The organism is Micromonospora sp. NPDC050695 (genome assembly GCF_040654415.1).
Lineage (GTDB): Bacteria > Actinomycetota > Actinomycetes > Mycobacteriales > Micromonosporaceae > Micromonospora.
The window spans coordinates 18,861-37,027 of sequence record NZ_JBFAHZ010000029.1; the positions used below are offsets into that span (position 1 = coordinate 18,861).

9 protein-coding genes are annotated in these 18,167 nt (G+C 70.7%); 1 reads left to right on the forward strand and 8 read right to left on the reverse strand.

Annotated elements, in window-relative coordinates:
* Positions 1-341: 341 nt before the first annotated feature.
* The 8 genes from AB0H52_RS20975 to pgsA form a co-directional block, all read right to left on the reverse strand.
* Positions 342-8,828, reverse strand: a complete 8,487-nt coding sequence (locus AB0H52_RS20975) for a hypothetical protein (protein WP_151488369.1) — start codon at positions 8,826-8,828, stop codon at positions 342-344.
* Between the two features lie 625 nt (positions 8,829-9,453).
* On the reverse strand, positions 9,454-10,203 hold the full coding sequence (locus AB0H52_RS20980) for a YebC/PmpR family DNA-binding transcriptional regulator (protein ID WP_151488368.1): 750 nt from the start codon (positions 10,201-10,203) through the stop codon (positions 9,454-9,456).
* A gap of 260 nt (positions 10,204-10,463) precedes the next feature.
* Complete coding sequence (gene pdxT / locus AB0H52_RS20985; protein WP_151488367.1) at positions 10,464-11,066, reverse strand: pyridoxal 5'-phosphate synthase glutaminase subunit PdxT; 603 nt, start codon at positions 11,064-11,066, stop codon at positions 10,464-10,466.
* 2 nt (positions 11,067-11,068) lie between these two features.
* Positions 11,069-11,986 (reverse strand): pyridoxal 5'-phosphate synthase lyase subunit PdxS, encoded by a 918-nt coding sequence (gene pdxS / locus AB0H52_RS20990; RefSeq protein ID WP_151488366.1) that lies wholly within the window; start codon positions 11,984-11,986, stop codon positions 11,069-11,071.
* Positions 11,987-12,122: 136 nt separating this feature from the next.
* Positions 12,123-12,626 (reverse strand): hypothetical protein, encoded by a 504-nt coding sequence (locus tag AB0H52_RS20995; RefSeq protein WP_151488365.1) that lies wholly within the window; start codon positions 12,624-12,626, stop codon positions 12,123-12,125.
* Positions 12,627-12,709: 83 nt separating this feature from the next.
* Positions 12,710-13,870, reverse strand: coding sequence for a glycosyltransferase family 4 protein (locus AB0H52_RS21000; RefSeq protein ID WP_151488364.1), 1,161 nt, complete (start codon positions 13,868-13,870; stop codon positions 12,710-12,712).
* A 170-nt stretch (positions 13,871-14,040) separates the two neighbouring features.
* Positions 14,041-14,973: a phosphatidylinositol mannoside acyltransferase gene (locus AB0H52_RS21005; protein WP_151488363.1), complete on the reverse strand. Its 933-nt coding sequence runs from the start codon at positions 14,971-14,973 to the stop codon at positions 14,041-14,043.
* A 49-nt stretch (positions 14,974-15,022) separates the two neighbouring features.
* Positions 15,023-15,652, reverse strand: a complete 630-nt coding sequence (pgsA, locus tag AB0H52_RS21010) for a phosphatidylinositol phosphate synthase (protein WP_151488362.1) — start codon at positions 15,650-15,652, stop codon at positions 15,023-15,025.
* Between the two features lie 249 nt (positions 15,653-15,901).
* Between pgsA and AB0H52_RS21015 the strand changes: the two genes are divergently transcribed.
* Entirely contained in the window at positions 15,902-18,058 is a 2,157-nt protein-coding gene (locus AB0H52_RS21015) for an elongation factor G-like protein EF-G2 (protein WP_151488361.1), read from the forward strand.
* Positions 18,059-18,167 lie beyond the last annotated feature (109 nt).

Genomic DNA, 18,167 nt, shown 5'->3' on the forward strand with positions numbered 1-18,167 from the left:
CCTCTCCCCGCTCCAGCCAACAACCCCCAGGAGCGTACGGACCTGCGGGACGCCGGGCCCCGCCGACGCTGCTCAACGACGCGGCGGCGAAGCGTTCAGGCTTCCGCGTACATCTCGACCTCTCGGCGACCCGATCCCTCGTTGCCGCGAAGCCGCGCGGCAGGCTATTCGGCTGCTTTGGCGAGCGTCACGAACGCGGACCACGCTGCCGGGGTGAAGGTGAGCGCCGGTCAGATCAATCATGGTGCCTCTCCACCGTTCGTTGGGAAGTCGAGGATCACGAAGCCACCTGACACCACCACCTGAGTGATGGTGCCGTTGCGATACGGGTCGAAAGATATCTACGCCACACGCCGGTTGGGCACGCCGCGCACCACTCCGTTGGTCGCCACCACGGGCCGGTACGTCTGCTGCGATGTGCTCGACATGTACTCCATACTCGACGTGGCGTCGCCTGCCGGCCTCTGCGGCTCACCGTGCTGGGAGTTGAGCCGAGCCACCGCCGCAACGGTAAGCCGGTGCGGCTGGCCCACATTGCCCACGGCAGGTTGCGGCCGCGCCACATCACGTGTCCGCTCGTCCCGTATTGTCTCGTCGTCGCCCGATCCGCCTTCGAAGGACGGCACCAACGGGATGGTCGAGGGAGCGAAGGCCACCTCGGGCGCGCCGGAGGCTGCGGTTTGTGGCGCACCCTGTGGCTGCACCGTCTCGAGCTGACCTGCGCCCCCGAGCCGCACGACCCGCCCCTCGGGGTCGATCCGATGTCGGGAAACGGTGCCGTCGACGGCGGTGTGCTCGATGTCGACGTAGGTCTCCAACTCGTGCGCTACCTGCCGGCCCACCTGCACCGGACTGAGGCCGACCGGGGGCAGCGTCCGTCGGCCGACGGCCTCCTGCCAGTTGTCGCCGTGCAGCGCGATAACCCGGTTGGTGATTCCGATGTCGATCTTCTGGGCTTCGGTCAGCCGGCGGGCCGCCACCGCGCTCGGCTGCCCGTCGGCCAGCCTCCGCAGCTCGGCCAGCTGCTGCTGCTCGTGTCGCACCGCGGCGAGCTCCGTGGCGGCCCCCAGGCCGGTCAGCTCCTGTTCCGCCCACGCGAGGGTGGCCTCGAAGGTGCGCACGATCACATGGCCCTCCCGACTGGTCAGCACCAAGCCGGAGGGCGGGCGGACGGACGACGATCGAGGCCCGCCGCCGACGTCGGCGCGTAGCCGCTGCGCCACCTCGCCCGCCGCCGCGAACTGGTCGTAGCCGTCTCGCCCTACCCTGTCGAGCTGGTCGATCAGGTCGCGTCGCGGGGTGCCCGCCCGAGGGCCCGGCGAGGTGGCCGGGTCGGTGTCGGAGGCCGTGCGCGGCGGCAGCTTCGCCATGCGCTGGCGCAGCTCGTGAACCTCGCCGGCGGTCAGCAGGGCGTAGACGTCGCCGCTGAACGGGTCGCTCCACTTCCAGTTGCCGGACTGGTCGGGCAGCACGATGTTGGCGACCGTACGGCGGGCCACCAGCCGGAACTTGCCGCGCATCTGCACCAGGTAGGTCGGGCCCTGCTGCTTGACGTGCTGCTCGCGGCGGTAGTTCTCGGTGTGTGCGGTGCCCTGGTTGTGGGTGTGGTCGGCGCCGGTGCCGGCCTCGCCGGTCGCCGTGTCGCTGTTCCACGGACTGGTCTGGTGGGCGAAGTCCTTGATATGCGTGGCGCCGCCGCCGTCCGCCCCGAGACTCCAACCGGCCCGGGGCGAGTCGGTGGAGTGGGCGAACGACGTGCCGTCCTGGGTCTTGCGTAACGCGCCCGGGCCGTTGCCGCTGATCGGCGCGACGATCTGCAGGTTTAACAGGTCTCCAACCAACGACATCCGCACCCGATAGCTGCTGCGACCGGGCAGGAAGATGTCATCGCCGAGCGGATACTCCTTGCCGCCGATGGCCTCGTGCAGGTGCCCCTGCAGGTGCGTGCGGGACAACTCGATGGGCAGCGAGAGGCTGGACAGGAAGGCGGGGTCGTCGGCTTCGCTTCCGACCAGGTCGGCCAGCAGCTTGCGGGCGACGGCCGGTGCGTCATCGAGCAGCGACGCCTTCAGGTAGCCGTCGCCCGGCCAGTCCACGAGCGCCCGGTAGTCCGGCAGGTGCGGGCCCGCCATGGGCCGGGCGTCGCCGATGCTGCGCGGGATCTTCAGCACCGTGGTGCCGGTGAAGGAAGCCCGCACCGGCTGCGCGTGGCCGGCCAGCAGTCGGTAGGTGGCGGTGAGCGGTCTGTTCAGGAACTGCCCCGCCAGGTCGACCCGGCGGACTTCCACATCCAGGCGGTGTCGAACCTCTGCGCGGTAGTCCCCGTTCCAGTCGTAGACGGTCTGCTGGTTGCTCTCGGTCTGCGCGCGGGTCACGCTCGTGTGGCTGCCCGTGCCCACCTTCGCGCCGAGGCCGGCGCCCAGGTCGCCCCGGGGCAGATCGTTCGTCGGGTCGCCGGGATTGTGGTGGCCGAGCGACCCCCGGCCGGCCAGCCCGGCGCTCGCCGAGTAGCCGAACTCCCGCGACTTGCCCTCGCTGCGGCCGTTGTAGCCATGCGTGTAGTTCTCCAGGCCGGTCCCGGGCACGAAGTCGTTCACTTCCGGCCGGGAGACCATCCGGTACTTCAGGTTCACCAGGACGGCGTCGTGCAGCACCCCGCCGATCCGGTTGGCCAGCACGAGACTGACGCCGTCCTTGTGCAACATGTCCTCGACGAGCGGTTGCTCCCGCCCGCCGGAGAGCAGCGCCTGCAGGGCATCGATGCCGCCCTGTAGCCGTCCGAGGACGGGGCCGTCGTCGTCCCCCCACTCCTCGGACCGCTTTGCCAGCAGGCCGGGCGCGGCCCGTTCCACCATGGCGTGCACGAACGAGAATGCGCTCGAACCCGCCGGGATGCCACGGGCGGGATCGCCATCGAACTTCAGCTCCTGGATGCCGCTGTGCCCCAACGCCTTCGGGCCGGTTCGGGTCAGATAGGGCGGGATCCACCGGTCGGCGAACGGGTTGACACCACTTCCGACGGCCAGCCTCGGGAACATTTCGTTGAAGCGCGCCGCGGCATCTCCGGTGATGTACAGCTCGCCGTTGTCGTGCCTGGCCTTCACCATGCTCGCCCAGACGGCCAGCGGAACCCGGCTCATCTCCTGGCGCCATGCGCCGAGCTCGGGACGTGACCACATGTCCGCGAACCGGCGGGCCAGCAGCCCTGCGACGGTGTTGCCGCTGAGCTGCAATGTGCCGTCGCCCCAGGACGTCAGGGCGTTGACCAGCAGTTCGTCGGGGACGGGCACCCTGTCCTTGGCATAGGCGGTCAACGCGTCGGGCTCGGAGAGGAGGTACAGCATCTCCTTGTCGGCGAGCGTGTCCTGGTCGGGTCTGCGGATCGACGCCCAGGCCAGCTTGCCGTGCTTCTCGTGCACGGCGTCAACGGTGAAGTCCAGTTTGGTGGCGAACGCGTAGGCACGGCGGAAGTCGAGCTCCAGGAACTCCTTCGCCGCGGCTCGGACGCTGGACTCGGACCGGGCCACGCCCCACCACATGGTGCCACCGGCCGACCCACGCAGGTCGAGGTTGTCGCTGTGGCGCGACGAGCCGCCAGCGGCGAACGACAGTGGGTCGAGGTTGTCGCTGTGGGGCGACGGCGACGAGCCGCCAGCGGCGAGCGACAGTGGGATGATGCGGAAGCCCCGGGAGCGGTTCGCCGTCTGGGTCGCCTGGGAGAGCCAGAGTTTGATCTTGCCAAGAGTGAACTGGTCGGCGGTGGAGCCGGCGAAGCGGCTCGACCGCATGGTGGCGCCCAGCGCCGCCGACGCGGTGCCGTCGCGCCATATCCCCGGATCGAACAGGTGGTCGGTGGTGTACTCGCGGTAGAGGACTTCCTTGAGGTGCGAGCGGATGAGTATGTTGCCGCCGAACTTGCTGATCGCGTCGTCGTTGATCTTACCTGGGCCGTGTAGATCCGGCAGGAGCGCGCGGAGCGCGCTGGTCACGCCAGAGCTGTCCACGTACAGGATGACCGCCTGATCGATGACGTCCCTGGCGGTCGGCTGGGCAAAGATGGCCTGGCCGCCCCGGGCAGGATTGTTGAAGGCGGGCACGAGGTGCACGGTCGCCATCGCGTTCCTGACCTCGATGGGCCGTGGCATGGTGAGGCTGCTGCTGCTGTAGTCGATGGTGACCGTGTAGTGGCTGGGCAGCCGGAAAATGTCCGCTGGGCCGGGATGCGCCAGCAGCTCAGGCCGGTTGACCATGAGGAAGAGACCCTCGCTGGCGCTGACTTTGCGGAAGTACTCGATGCCCATGGTGTAGCCGCGGAACCACTTGTACCGTGGTTTGTCGCCGTTGTAGCCCACAGTGACCGTGAAACCGGTGCTGGCGCCCTTGCCGCCCCCAGCGCCAGGCGCCGCCCAGTCCATTCCCATGGCCAGGTTCACGCTGTCGTACTCGTTGGTGCGCCGCACGTAGTACGGCGAGTGCCGGTTGCCCTCGTGGTCCTCGTAGCCCTGCAGACGCTGCCCCGCCTTGATCGTGATCCGGGCGTGGGAGGTGAAGCCACCCTTGTGGCGCAGAGTCAGGGTGAAGGCCATGCCGTCCTGATGGATCGGGTCGTAGTGGGAGTCGAAGCCGGCCTCCGAGACCTTCTTGTCCAGCAGGTGCGCGTTGTCTACACGGCTGTCCCGCTTGCCCTTACCCGCTGCGAACGGGTGCTCCTTGTCAGGTGCCAGAAATCCGGTGCGCCGCAGTTCGGCCTCTAACCTGGCCTTGATGTCGTTGATCACGGCCTCGTCCACCTTGATCAAGCCGTGGCCCACGCCCTTGCCGTTGAGCACGTGCAACGGCAGCGGCGCCGCGACCGGGTCGTCCGGCTGTGGCGCGGTCCCGCGGACAGCGCCCGGGGCCGGAACGGTGGCGGACTTATCGGTCAGCGCATCCTCGTCGACTGGGAAGCCGTGTGTGAAGGCGTCCGGCTCGGCCACTCGTAGCAGCGCACTGCCGCAGACCTCCCGTACCGGCCGAGGGGCGGCCTGCGGGCTGTTGGCGACACTGACCGTAGCCTTGTGCTTCAGCCGTACCTGATAGCCGTTCGTGAAACCGGTGTAGCGGCTGACGAGTACCCACAGGCCGGTGCGACCCGAGCCGAGGCTCGTCGAGGTCGACGAGCTGAATGAGGCGTGCGCCATGGCGGTCATCTTCAGCAGCGTCGTCGGCACCAGGTCGGCACCGCCGCTGACGCTCCCCTTCGTCTCCTGGGAGATCGCCTGGTTGCCGCTGACTCCCTCGATGGCGGTGCGAACCTCCTCGATGGGGGCCTCGTTGGTGGTCGCGCCGACCTGCTCGATCGCGGTGTCCCGAGTGGTGCGGACGGTGACTTCGGCGAGTTCGTGCCCGCGGTCGGCGATCGTGAAGCGGTAGCCGTCCTTGTGGTTGACTGCCTTTTTCAGGTTCGTGTCGAGATTCGACAGCTTCTGCCACAGCTGGGTGCGTTGTGGACTGCCGATCGGCAGGGCGAGCCCGGCCTCGCGCAACTCCGCGACGATGTTGTCGAACAGCTTCGGCAAGTCGGTGAGCCCGGCGGCGGCGAGGGTGTCGGGCAGCCGCCCCTGGCGCGCGACGTGGTTCTTCAGCAGGTCGAGGTGCTCGTTGTGCCGATGCAGGTCGGCATGGTGGCGGCCGAGCTGTTCGTAGTACCGGCGCTGCGCGTCGTTCCAGGCCCGGAGGTCGGTCTCGTGCTGCATGGTCTGCTGGGGCGTCGGGTTGTCGGGCAGTGCCGGCCTCGGCGCCGCAGGTCTACCCGGTGCCACCGGCGCCGGCCCAGCGTCGTCGCCAGCCGAGGGCGACCGCACGGTCACCGTTTTGTCCGGCGCGGCGCTCAGGTAGTGGTCGTTGACCCACAGCAGCAGCTTCTCCTGCGCCGGGCCGTCGACCGCGTGGTGCGGGACGTCCTCCCAGCGCACGGTGGGGTCGGTGCGCAGCTGCACCCGCCAGTTCGGCACGTAGGCCAGCAGCGTGGAGGAACCCCGGTTGATCTCCACCATTCCGGTCTCGGCGTCCTCCACGGTGGTGAGGGACTTCGACACCTTGTTCATTGTCGCGTTGAGCGCCACGCTGACCTTGGCTACCTGCGCCGGGCCCGGGCCGACGCCGAAGCCACCGCTGATTGCGGCGTTGGCGTTGGTGACGCCCATCGTGCCGGAGTGCGTGGTGCTGTGGGTGCCGGTGAGGAAGCGGCCGTTGATCGTCTCGTTGCTGTGGAAGCCGCCGTCAGGCTTGGCCGGTGCTCCACCGGCGCCTTGCGCCCCGCCTCCGGTGGCCGATTCCTCGGTACCGCCGGGAAAGGCGCCGCTCTGCGACGAGGGACGATCGAAGGAGCCCGAGGGGTTGGCGACCTTCCACGGGTGCGTCGGGTCTATGGTGATGAGCGCCTCGGCCCGACCCAGTCCGATTATCGCCCCGCCGACCAACTGCGGATAGTTGTTGAGCAGTTCCTGGCCCAGGATGCGCAGCCGCTCGGGCGGCACGGTAACCCCCGCGGCCGCGCCCAGGTTCTTGACCATCTCGTTGACCTGCGCCAGGTGCGGCAGGCCGGCCTTCGGCACCCCGAGGGCACGCACCGCGGAATGCGCCTGCACCGGCTCGGCCAGGCCCACCATGACCTGGTCGCCACCATGGACGAGCACCGAGGCGAGCACCGCCGGGGCCGCCCGCCCGGGCGACGCCACGGCTGCCGCTGCCGGTTCGACGGCATGCCGGATCGCCTCGCCGGCGCCCATGCGCATCCGGACTGGGATCGGGAACGCCATCCTGTATGTACTGCGGCCACCGGGGCCAAGCGGCTGATGCTTCCCGTCGACGCGCTGGATCTCCAACCGGACCCGGGTGTCGTAGACGCCGTACCGGCCGGAGTCGTCGCGCATCAGCGTGTCGCCCGAGCGGAACAGGTTGCTGAACACCGAACCGGCCCACCCGCTCACGTCACCGCTCGGGGCGGTGGTGGGAACCTGCGGGCGGACCGGAGGCTGCTCGCTGGCATGTGCGAGCCGGCCACTCTCGGCGATCGCACGGATCCGCACACCGGGTGGGTTGGTCCCCGGCACGTCCGTCCAGCCGGCCAGCATCTGCGGCAGATGCTCGGTGAGCCGGTGGGCGAAAAAGTCGTACAGGTTCTGGTAAGTCGGGCTCGCCGCGGTGAAGTCCGGGAAGACCGACTGGACCAGTTCGGCAGCGCCGTGCAGCGGCGCGCCGGCGCCCTCGACCTCCACGACGCCGAGCGGCTGCTGCTCGGTGAAGACCAGATCCGTCGGTAGGCCGCGGCGGTTGTGCGGAGCCGTGTAATCGTCGGAGAGGTGCCATTGCAGGCCATTACGCACGGTGAACCGGGCGCCCGGAGTGCCCGTCGACGGGTTGTGCACGTCGGTGACGTCGGTGACCGAGAAATGCACATCGTCGATGTGCCGGACCTTCGGCTGCACCGGCCGGTGCAGGGTGAGCGCCTCCCTGGCAAACGCGCTGACGGTCGTCCCGAGCTGCGGACGCTGCGTCGGCGCGAGCGAGTAGCGGCTCCAGTCGCCGTAGTTGACGGCCCGCACGATGATCTCGCGCGGTACACCGTTGCGGGTGAACCGCAGCCAGTAACCCTCGCCGAAGAACTGCTCCGGCTGGTTTCGCAGCGCCGCGGCGAGCGCGTCGAGCGCAGGGCGGGGCAGCCCGCCCTGCTCGCCGATGTGCCGGGCGATCGCGTCCACCAGCTTGAACGCGGGCCGGTCGCGTCCGGGCGTGACCGGCATCGCCTTCGGCAGCATGCGCTGATCGCCGAACCTGACGGTGCCCGTCGGCACGGGCGGCCGCGACGTGTCCTTCTCCAGCCACGGGCGGCGGTCCTGGCTGGCCAGCCTCGACTCGCGCACGGGTGTCGGCAGGTCCGCGTTCTGCTCCGGTGGGTTTGGGGTGGCCCGGTTGCGCTGCTCCAATCGGCGCAGGTAAGCCCACTTCTCCGCCGTGGTCGGCCTGGGGTTGCCCGGCAGCGCGGTGCTGCTTTCGGCCCAGACGCGTGCCTCGTCCAGGGTCAGCGGCCGGGTCCGCTGCCCGGTGAGGTCGCGCAGCGGACCCGCGAACTGCTCCTGCTCCATCCGGGTAACCCGCTCGGTGACCCGGCCCACAGCCGGCATGCGCGGCTCGGGCAAATGCTCGACGACGGGTTCCGACGGCCGGAGCGCCGGCCCGGCGTCGCGGCGAGCCTCGATCAGACTCTCGACGAGGTCGAGGTAGCGCTGCCGGAGCCCGCCACGCGGCTCGGCGGCGGCCTCCGCCGGAACTGGGTCGTCGAACGTGCCCATCAGCGAGCCGGGGATGTGCAAGAGCCCTTCCGGCTCGCCGGGGTGGCGGTTCTCCTCGCGTAGACCTAGCTGGTGGCCGAGCTCGTGCGCGTAGGCCTGGCCGGTCAGGCCGGGCCGCCATCGACTCTGCGTTACCTGCTCGTGCCGGTGCGACAGGTCGACCTGCAGGTGCGCCGGCCCCTCGGTGACCGGTTCGACGCTGACCTTCAGCGTGCCGTGCCTGCGGAAGCGGTGCTCGGGCCGATTGAAGTGCTCCTCCACGCCGTTGCGCACCGACCGCCAGGTCTCGGCCAGCTCCGCCGCGCTGACGGTCGCGTCCGGCACCATCCGCACCTTCACCGTCAGCTCGCTGACCGGCCGGCCGTGCTCCGAACGAAACACCGCGTCGAACGCCGCGCGGGTCCGTACGCCGGTCACCGGGTGCACCCACACGGCATCGACGTCGAGCACCTCGGTCGGTTGCTCCTTCTGCCGCCCGGCCAGGGTGTCGGCCACGGCGCCCCCGGCGATGACTCGCTCGACGGTCGGGTCTGATGGGGGCGGAGACAGCCCCCGCGTCGGTCGATAGTCAGTCATGAGTGCGACGGGGGCGGGGGGCTCACCTGATCCACTCTGGTTCCTAAGGTCGCACCGACAATGTTTCGCCTATGTTACGCCAATGTTCCTCAGCAAATAAGTACCCTTCAGGAGGTCAATGGCGAGCATGAGTTGCCGACCAGGCGGCGGACCCGTCGACGCTCACCGGTCTACGCGGTGCTGGTCGGGGGGCGTGCCCGTTCGCCGCGATCGCGACTGGGCCTGGAAGCTGGAAGCTGGAAGCTGGAAGCTGGAAAGGCAGGTCAGCGCCCGGGTACCCGATCGAGAGCCCCACGCCCCACGCCCGCTCAGCGCGGCAGACGCGCCACGTGCCGCACGAGTTCTCCGGGCACGGGGGAGCCCTCTCGGAGACTGATTCCGTAGCAAGAACCTGTCTACCGAGAGCTCCGCGTCCTCACACCACGCTGTCCGCTATGGACGCTGCCCGCGCCATCCCGTACCGCGTCCGCATCCTCGAACACACCGCACTGCCCGACCATCTGTCGCAGCTCGGTCGCCGTCATGCCGGGCAGGTCGCAGACACTCAGCCGATTTGTGCGAGCGTCTCGTCGGAGACGTCGAAGTTCGCGTAGACGTTCTGCACGTCGTCGCAGTCCTCCAGGACGTCGATCAGCTTGAAGATCTTGCGCGCGCCCTCCTCGTCCAGCGGCACGTTCATGCTGGGGATCAGGGAGGACTCGGCCGACTCGTACTCGATGCCGGCGTCCTGCAGGGCGGTACGCACCCCGATCAGGTCGGTCGGCTCGGAAACCACCTCGTACGCCTCACCGAGGTCGTTGACCTCCTCGGCGCCGGCGTCGAGGACGGCCAGCATCACGTCGTCCTCGGTGGTGCCCTCCTTGGGGACGATCACCACGCCCTTGCGGGAGAACATGTACGACACCGAGCCGGCGTCGGCGAGCGACCCGCCGTTGCGGGTGAGCGCGGTGCGCACCTCGGTCGCCGCGCGGTTGCGGTTGTCGGTGAGGCACTCGATGAGCATGGCCACGCCGTTCGGGCCGTACCCCTCGTACATGATCGTCTGCCAGTCGGCGCCGCCGGCCTCCAGGCCGGAGCCGCGCTTGACGGCGCGGTCGATGTTGTCGTTCGGCACCGAGCTCTTCTTCGCCTTCTGGATGGCGTCGTAGAGCGTGGGGTTACCGGACGGGTCTCCGCCGCCGGTCCGCGCGGCCACCTCGACATTCTTGATCAGCTTGGCGAACATCTTGCCGCGCTTGGCGTCGATGACGGCCTTCTTGTGCTTGGTCGTCGCCCACTTTGAGTGGCCGGACATCTTCTACCTCCGTCTGTCATTCCACGCCTGCGTCGACTGCCGCACCGATTCCGCGCCTGATCCGGCGATCCGGCGGCCGGTCGGTCCCGCGGGAGATGCCCGCGCCGGGCCACGGCCCTGCCGAACCGCGGCAATCTTACCGAGGTCGGACCCCGGCATGTCACACCCGGGACCCGCCCGGGGCGGCGGCACGGCGCCAGGGCACCCTCAGACCAACGGCCCAGGCGCCCGATCCATGCCCGCTGGCCGGAGTCGGCCGCTCAGGCGGCGCGGACCAGCTCCGCGAAGTACGCGTGCACGCGCAGGTCGCCGGTCAGCTCGGGGTGGAACGAGGTGGCCAGCAGATTGCCCTGCCGTACCGCCACGATCCGGTCGGCGGCCGGGCCGCCGGTCACCGTGCCGATCACCTCGACACCGGCGCCGACCCGCTCAACCCACGGCGCCCGGATGAACACCGCGTGGAACGGCTCGCCTGGCACCCCGTCGATCCGCACCGGCGCCTCGAACGAGTCGACCTGGCGACCGAACGCGTTGCGTCGCACCGTCATCTCGATGCCGGCGAAGCCGCGCTGGTCGGGGCGGCCGTCCAGCACCTCGGAGGCCAGCATGATCATGCCGGCGCAGGACCCGTAGACCGGCATCCCGTCGGCGATCCGCTTGTCGATCGGCTCGCGCAGCTCGAAGATGTCGGCGAGTTTGCTGATCGTGGTGGACTCGCCCCCGGGGATCACCAGGCCGTCTACCGCGTCCAGCTCCCCCGGACGGCGGACCGGGCGGGCGTCCGCACCCACCGCGGTCAGCGCCGCCAGATGCTCGCGGACGTCCCCCTGAAGCGCGAGCACACCGATGGTGGAACCGCCCATGCTCACCAACCCCGTTCGGCCAGGCGGTGCGGCTGCGGGATCTCGTCCACGTTGATGCCGACCATCGCCTCGCCCAGACCACGCGACACCTTCGCCAGCACGTCCGGGTCGTCGTGGAAGGTGGTGGCCTTGACGATCGCGGCGGCCCGCTGGGCCGGGTTGCCGGCCTTGAAGATGCCGGAGCCGACGAACACGCCCTCCGCGCCGAGCTGCATCATCATGGCCGCGTCGGCCGGGGTGGCGATCCCGCCCGCGGTGAACAGCACCACCGGCAGCTCGCCGCTCTCGGCGACCTCCTTGACCAGCTCGTACGGCGCCTGCAGCTCCTTGGCCGCGACGTACAGCTCGTCGGCCGGCAGTGCGGAGAGCCGGCGGATCTCCTGACGGATCTTGCGCATGTGGGTGGTGGCGTTGGAGACGTCACCGGTGCCGGCCTCACCCTTGGAGCGGATCATCGCCGCGCCCTCGGTGATCCGCCGCAGCGCCTCACCGAGGTTGGTCGCGCCACAGACGAAGGGGACCGTGAACGCCCACTTGTCGATGTGGTTGGCGTAGTCGGCCGGGGTCAGCACCTCGGACTCGTCCACGTAGTCGACGCCCAGCGACTGGAGGATCTGCGCCTCCACGAAGTGCCCGATGCGGGCCTTGGCCATCACCGGGATGGAGACCGCCTCGATGATCCCGTCGATCATGTCGGGGTCGCTCATCCGCGACACGCCGCCCTGCGCGCGGATGTCCGCGGGCACCCGCTCCAGGGCCATCACCGCGACCGCGCCGGCGTCCTCAGCGATCGTGGCCTGTTCGGCGTTGACCACATCCATGATCACGCCACCCTTGAGCATTTCGGCCATGCCGCGCTTCACACGAGCGGTGCCGACGACGGGGGTGGTGCCGGTGGTCGGTGCGGTGTTTTCGGGCACGGGTCATCGCTCCTCGAACGCGCTGTGGGGGTGGCAGCGAAAATGCTACGCGTGGCGTAACGCCGCGCCGACAGCCAATCAGACCCCCGGTGGCCTGCGGTGTGGCACTGCTCACCGGTCCGCCGCGACCGCCGGGTCAGCTCGCGGGCACGTCCGTGGGCACCGTCAGGGTCGGGTCGTCGATGTCGAAGTACCGCGGCCACTCCCGGCCCCGCCCCATCCGCAACAACCGCACCAGCGGGCGGCTGCGCGCCGAACGGGCGTCGCGGACCAGGTCGGTGTGCACCTGCCGGGACAGCGCCAGCCGGCGACTGGCGGCGATGACGGCCCCGCAGTCCGGATCGGCCGGGTCCAGCCGTACCGAGCGCAACTGGCGGGTCAGGTCGTTCTCCGCCGCCTCCCGCTCGTCCGGGTGGGCGTCCAGGGCGATCCGGGCCGCCGCGTACAACTCGACGCCGAAGCGCCGCTCAGCCAGCACGGCGGCCGCCGCCGCCCGGCGCAACAGGTGGGCGTCGAGAGCCCGCGCCGCCAGCTCCGCGCGGCCCTGCAGCCGCTCGACCCGCCCGGCAGTCCAGATGAGGTACGCCGCGACCAGCCCCACGACCACGCTCGCGGCCACCACCCACCACATGTGCGGCATCGTAGTGCTGCTCCGTTTCGCCTCCGATTGGGCGCGGCCCCGCCGGTCCCCCGGTCACCGTCCGCACCATGCGTCACACCGGCTCAGCTCAGCCCCACCCATTCCTGGTCGATGACCCGCCCGTCGGTTGCCTCGATCGCCGCTGCGTATACCTCCATCACGCGGCGGGCAACCACCGGCCAGTCGAAATTCGCCACCACCTGATCACCGCAGGCGCTCAGGGTGGCCCGGCCGGCCGGATCGTCGAGCAGCTCGGTCAACGCGTCGCGCAACCCCACCGCATCCCCGGTCGGGAAGAGCCGCCCGGCCCGGCCGCCGTCGAGCACCCGCCGGAACGCGTCCAGGTCACTGGCGACCACCGTCGTACCGGCCGCCAGGGCCTCGGTGAGGATCATGCCGAACGACTCGCCGCCGGTGTTCGGCGCCACGTAGAGGTGCACGCTGCGCAGCATGCGCGCCTTGTCCGGTTCGGTGACCAGGCCGAGGAACGTCACCCGCTCGTGCAGTTCCACCGGGAACTGGTCGTACAGATCGTCGGGGTCGCCCGGGCCGGCGACCAGCAGCCGCAGCCCGGGGCGGCTGTCGGCCAGCGCCACGAACGCATCCCGCAGCACCGGGAAACCCTTGCGGGCCTCGGTGAACCGGCCCAGGAAACCCACCGCGCCGCCGGCACCCGGTGCGCACTCCCCCGGCCAGCCCGGCAGCGGCTCGGCGTCGGCGAACTTGGCCACCGCCACCCCGTTGGGGATCTCCACCGCGCCGCCGTCCATGTGCTCGACCTGGACCTTGCGGGCCAGCGCGCTCACCGCGATGCGGGCGGTGATCCGCTCCAGCACGATCTGGAGTACGCCCTGCGCGGCGGCCAGCACCCGCGAACGGGTCATCGCGGTGTGGAACGTGGCCACCACCGGCCCCCGGGCGGAGAGCACGGCCAGCAGCGACAGGCTCAACGTGAGCGGCTCGTGCACGTGCAACACGTCGAAGTCGCCGTTGGTGATCCACCGCCGCACCCGGGCCGTGGAGACCGGCCCGAACGCGATCCGGGCCACCGAACCGTTGTACGGCAGCGGCACGGCCCGCCCGGCGGACACCACGTACTCCGGCAACGGGGAGTCCTCGTCGGCCGGGGCGAGCACGCTGACCTCGTGGCCGAGGGTGATCAACGCCTCGGCGAGATCCATCACGTGGTTCTGCACGCCGCCGGGGACGTCGAAGGAGTACGGACACACGATGCCGATCCGCATGCGTCAGCGACCCCCGTCCGCGACAGCGGGACACCACCTCACGGCGCCCACCTCGCTCGCGACCGTGGGGCTCCGCCGCGCTGCGCTCCTCGCGCTCACCGTGCCAACCTCGCTCGCGACTGCGGGGCTCCGCTGCGCCGCGCTCCTCGCGCTCACCGTGCCCACCCCCTCTAGGCCCGACCGGAGGACGGCGTGGGCGACCCCGTGCCGCCGGCCGGCGCCCGCTGGTCCAACCACATCCGCTGCAACATGTGCCAGTCTTCCGGATGGCGGGCGATACCCGCCGCCAGACGGTCGGCGATCAGCTGCGTCAATGATCGGACGCGCTGGTCCAAAGGCCCCACCTCGGGACCCGGAACCGGCAGCGGACCGGCCAGCGACGCGCACGCCGCGTCCGGTTCGTACCACATCGAGGCCACGTAGAGCGGCGCGCCGGTGTGCAGCGCCAACAGGGCCGGACCGGCGGGCATCCGGGTCTTCCCACCGAAGAAATCCACCTCCACGCCCCGGGCGGAGAGGTCACGGTCGGCCAGCAACGGCACCACCGCACCGGCACGGAGGCGGTCCAGCAACACGTCGAACGCCGGCCGCGGTCCCCCGTGGGTCGGCAGGATCTCCATCCCGAGGACCTCTCGGAAGGCCGTGAACCGCTTGTAGACGCCCTCCGGTTTCAGCCGCTCCATGACCGTGGTGATCGGCCAACCGGTGGCCGCCACCCAGGCACCCGCGGCATCCCAGTTGCCGGCATGCGGCAGCGCCACCACCGCGCCCCGGCCGGCGGCGACGTCGGCGGCGAGCAGGTCGGCGCCGTCGAGCCGGAACCCGGACAGGATCTGCGACCGGCTCAGGGCGGGCAGCCGGAACGCCTCCATCCAGTACCGGGCGTACGAGCGCAGGCCGCGCTTGACGAGATCGTCCAACTCGGCCTCGGGCAGCTCCGGGCCGACCACCCGGCGCAGGTTCGCGCGCAGTCGAGCCGTACCCTTGCCGCCGCCGCGATGGGCGCGGTCCGCGCCCGCCTGGAACGCCGCCGCCACCAACGGCCGGGGTAGCGCGCGGACCACCCGCCACCCGGCGACGTAACCCAGCTCGGTGAGGTTCACGCGACCGGGCCGCCGGTCGCGCGCCGAGGCGCCGTGTGCGCCCGTCCCCTCACGCCTGGCCGTCCGGCTGGAGCTGCTGCGCCTGGCGGTAGACGTGTGCCATCCGCTGCCCCACCGTGAAGATCGACACCGCGGCGAGCAGCCAGAGCGCGATCTCCAGCGCCGGCTTCACGCCCACGCCGGTGAGGATTCCGCCGACGCCGACGATCAGCAGCCGCTCGGTGCGCTCGGCGATGCCCACGTTGCAGGTCATGCCGAGCCCCTCCGCGCGGGCCTTCACGTAGGAGACCAGGCTGCCGGCGGCCAGGCAGACCAGCGCGGCGGCCACGCCGGAGTGGTCACCCTCGGTGGCCAGCCAGTACGCGACCGCGCCGAAGACGGCACTGTCGGCGACCCGGTCCATGCTCGAGTCGAGGAACGCCCCGAACCTGGTGGAGCCGCCGCTCATCCGGGCCATCGTCCCGTCGAGCAGGTCGGTGAGCGCGAAAACGGTCACAATCAACGCGCCCGCGACCAGGTGGCCGCGAGCACCGAAGCCGAGCGCGCCGACGAGCACACCAACGGTGCCCGCGACGGTGACGGCATTGGGGGTGACGCCCGCGCGCAGAAGGGCACGGGCAATCGGCTCGACGACGCGGGTCATCCCCGCGCGGGCCGACACTTGGAAGATCTTCGCCATGGCGGTCCCCACGATAACGGTCCGCCCAGGTCCGGCGATACGGCCGCCCCTCCGACCCGCCCGGGGCAGGCTTGTGCCTACCCGCCAACGGGTGTGAGATCGAGCCGGGGGGTGAGCCAGCTCACCCACCCGCCCGTTGAGTTCTCGCTGTGCAGCAGACCACCGGAGGATATCGCCGCGCACTCGCCCCGGGCCGCACCCCGTCGCGCGGCGGTCGCCACCCACCACCGGCTGAGGGAGGTGCGCCCCATGGCGCAGAAAAATCAGGAAAAGGGGTCCACCGGCGGCACGCCGGTGGTGACCGAACCCGACCGGGTACGCAACGTGGTGCTCGTCGGGCACTCCGGAGCGGGCAAGACCACCCTGGTCGAGGCGCTGCTCGCCGCCACCGGCACCATCGGCCGGGCGGGCAGCGTGGTCGACGGCACCACCGTCGGCGACCACGACCCGGCAGCGGTACGCCAGCAGCGCTCCGTGAGTCTGTCCTGCGCGCCCCTGCTGCACAACGGCATCAAGGTCAACCTGCTGGACACCCCCGGGTACGCCGACTTCGTCGGCGAACTGCGCGCCGGGCTGCGGGCCGCCGACGCCGCGCTGTTCGTCGTGTCCGCCGCCGGTGGCATGGACGCGGCCACCGTGGCCCTGTGGGAGGAGTGCGCGGCGGTCGACATGCCCCGCGCCGTCGCGGTGGCCCGACTGGACCAGCCCCGCGCCGACTTCGACGAGACCGTGGCGCTGTGCCAGCGGCTCTTCGGCGACAACGTCATGCCCCTGTACCTGCCGATGCTCGGCGACGACGGCGTCTCCACCGAAGGTCTGCTCGGCCTGGTCACCCGCCGCGTCTTCGACTACACCGCCGGGCTCCCCGCCGACGTGCGCGACCCCGACCCGGAGCACCGGCCCGCCATCGACGAGTCCCGCAACGAGCTGATCGAGGGAATCATCGCCGAGAGCGAGGACGAGACCCTCATGGATCGCTACCTCGACGGCGAGGAGATCAGCACCGACGTGCTCATCGACGACCTGGAGAAGGCCGTCGCCCGCGGCCACTTCTACCCCGTCGTACCGGTCTGCGCCGAGACCGGCGTCGGCCTGGACGCGCTGCTGGAGGTGCTGACCGCCGCGTTCCCGTCGCCGCTGGAACACGAACTGCCGGCGGTCACCGGTGTGGACGGCTCACCCCGGCCCCCGCTGACCTGCGACCCGGACGGGCCGCTCGTCGCCGAGGTGGTCAAGACCACCGTCGACCGGCACGTCGGGCGGGTCTCGCTGGTCCGGGTCTTCTCCGGCACGCTGCGCCCCGACCAGACCGTACACATCTGCGGGCACGGCATGGCCGAGCGCGGTCACCCCGACCACGACGCCGACGAGCGGGTCGGGCACCTCTACACCCCGCTGGGCGCCACCCTGCGCGAGGTGTCGCTCTGCGTCGCCGGCGACATCTGCGCGATCACCAAATCGGGCAGCGCCGAGACCGGCGACACCGTCTCCGCCAAGGACGACCCGCTGCTGATCGCACCGTGGGAGATGCCGGAGCCCCTGCTGCCGGTCGCGATCGTCGCCCACAGCCGCGCCGACGAGGACGCGCTCGCCCGCAACCTCGCCCGACTCGTCGCCGGCGACCCCACCCTGCGACTCGAACGCAACTCGGAAACCCACCAGCTGGTGCTCTGGTGCATGGGCGAAGCCCACGCCGACGTGGTACTCGACCGGCTCCGCGCCGGCGGTGTCGAACTGGACACCGAACCGGTCAAGGTGTCACTGCGCGAGACCCTCACCGCCCCCGCGAAGGGCCACGGCCGGCACGTCAAGCAGTCCGGCGGCCACGGCCAGTACGCGGTCTGCGACATCGAGGTCGAGCCGCTGCCCCGCGGCGGCGGCTTCGAATTCGTCGACCGGGTCGTCGGCGGCGCCGTGCCGCACAACTACATCCCGTCGGTGGAGAAGGGCGTCCGCGCCCAACTGGAACGCGGCCTGGTCGCCGGCCACCCCGTGGTCGACCTGCGGGTCACCCTCGTCGACGGAAAGGCGCACAGCGTCGACTCGTCCGACGCCGCCTTCCAGACCGCCGGCGCGCTCGCGCTACGCGACGCCGCCGAACGCGGCCAACCGGCACTGCTGGAGCCGATCGACGAGGTCACCATCCGAATCGCGGACGGCTCGGTAGGCACCGTGATGGGCGACCTGTCCGGCCGGCGCGGCCGGGTGCTCGGCACCGAACCCGACCCGGACACCGAGGGTCGCACCCTCGTCCGCGCCGAGGTGCCGGCCATCGAACTGCTCCGGTACGCCGTCGAGCTGCGCTCGATGACCGCCGGCACCGGCACCTTCCGCCGCCACTTCGTCCGCCACGACCCCATGCCCACCCACCTGGCCGACCAGGCCCGCAAAGAACAACTCCCCTAAATCCCACAGCCCCGCCCGCAACCCCGGCTCGGCCCGGCGCGGTTCGGGTGAAGCACGCGTCGATCATGGAATCGTGGTGGGCGGAATGTTCATCTGAGCCCTATTTGTG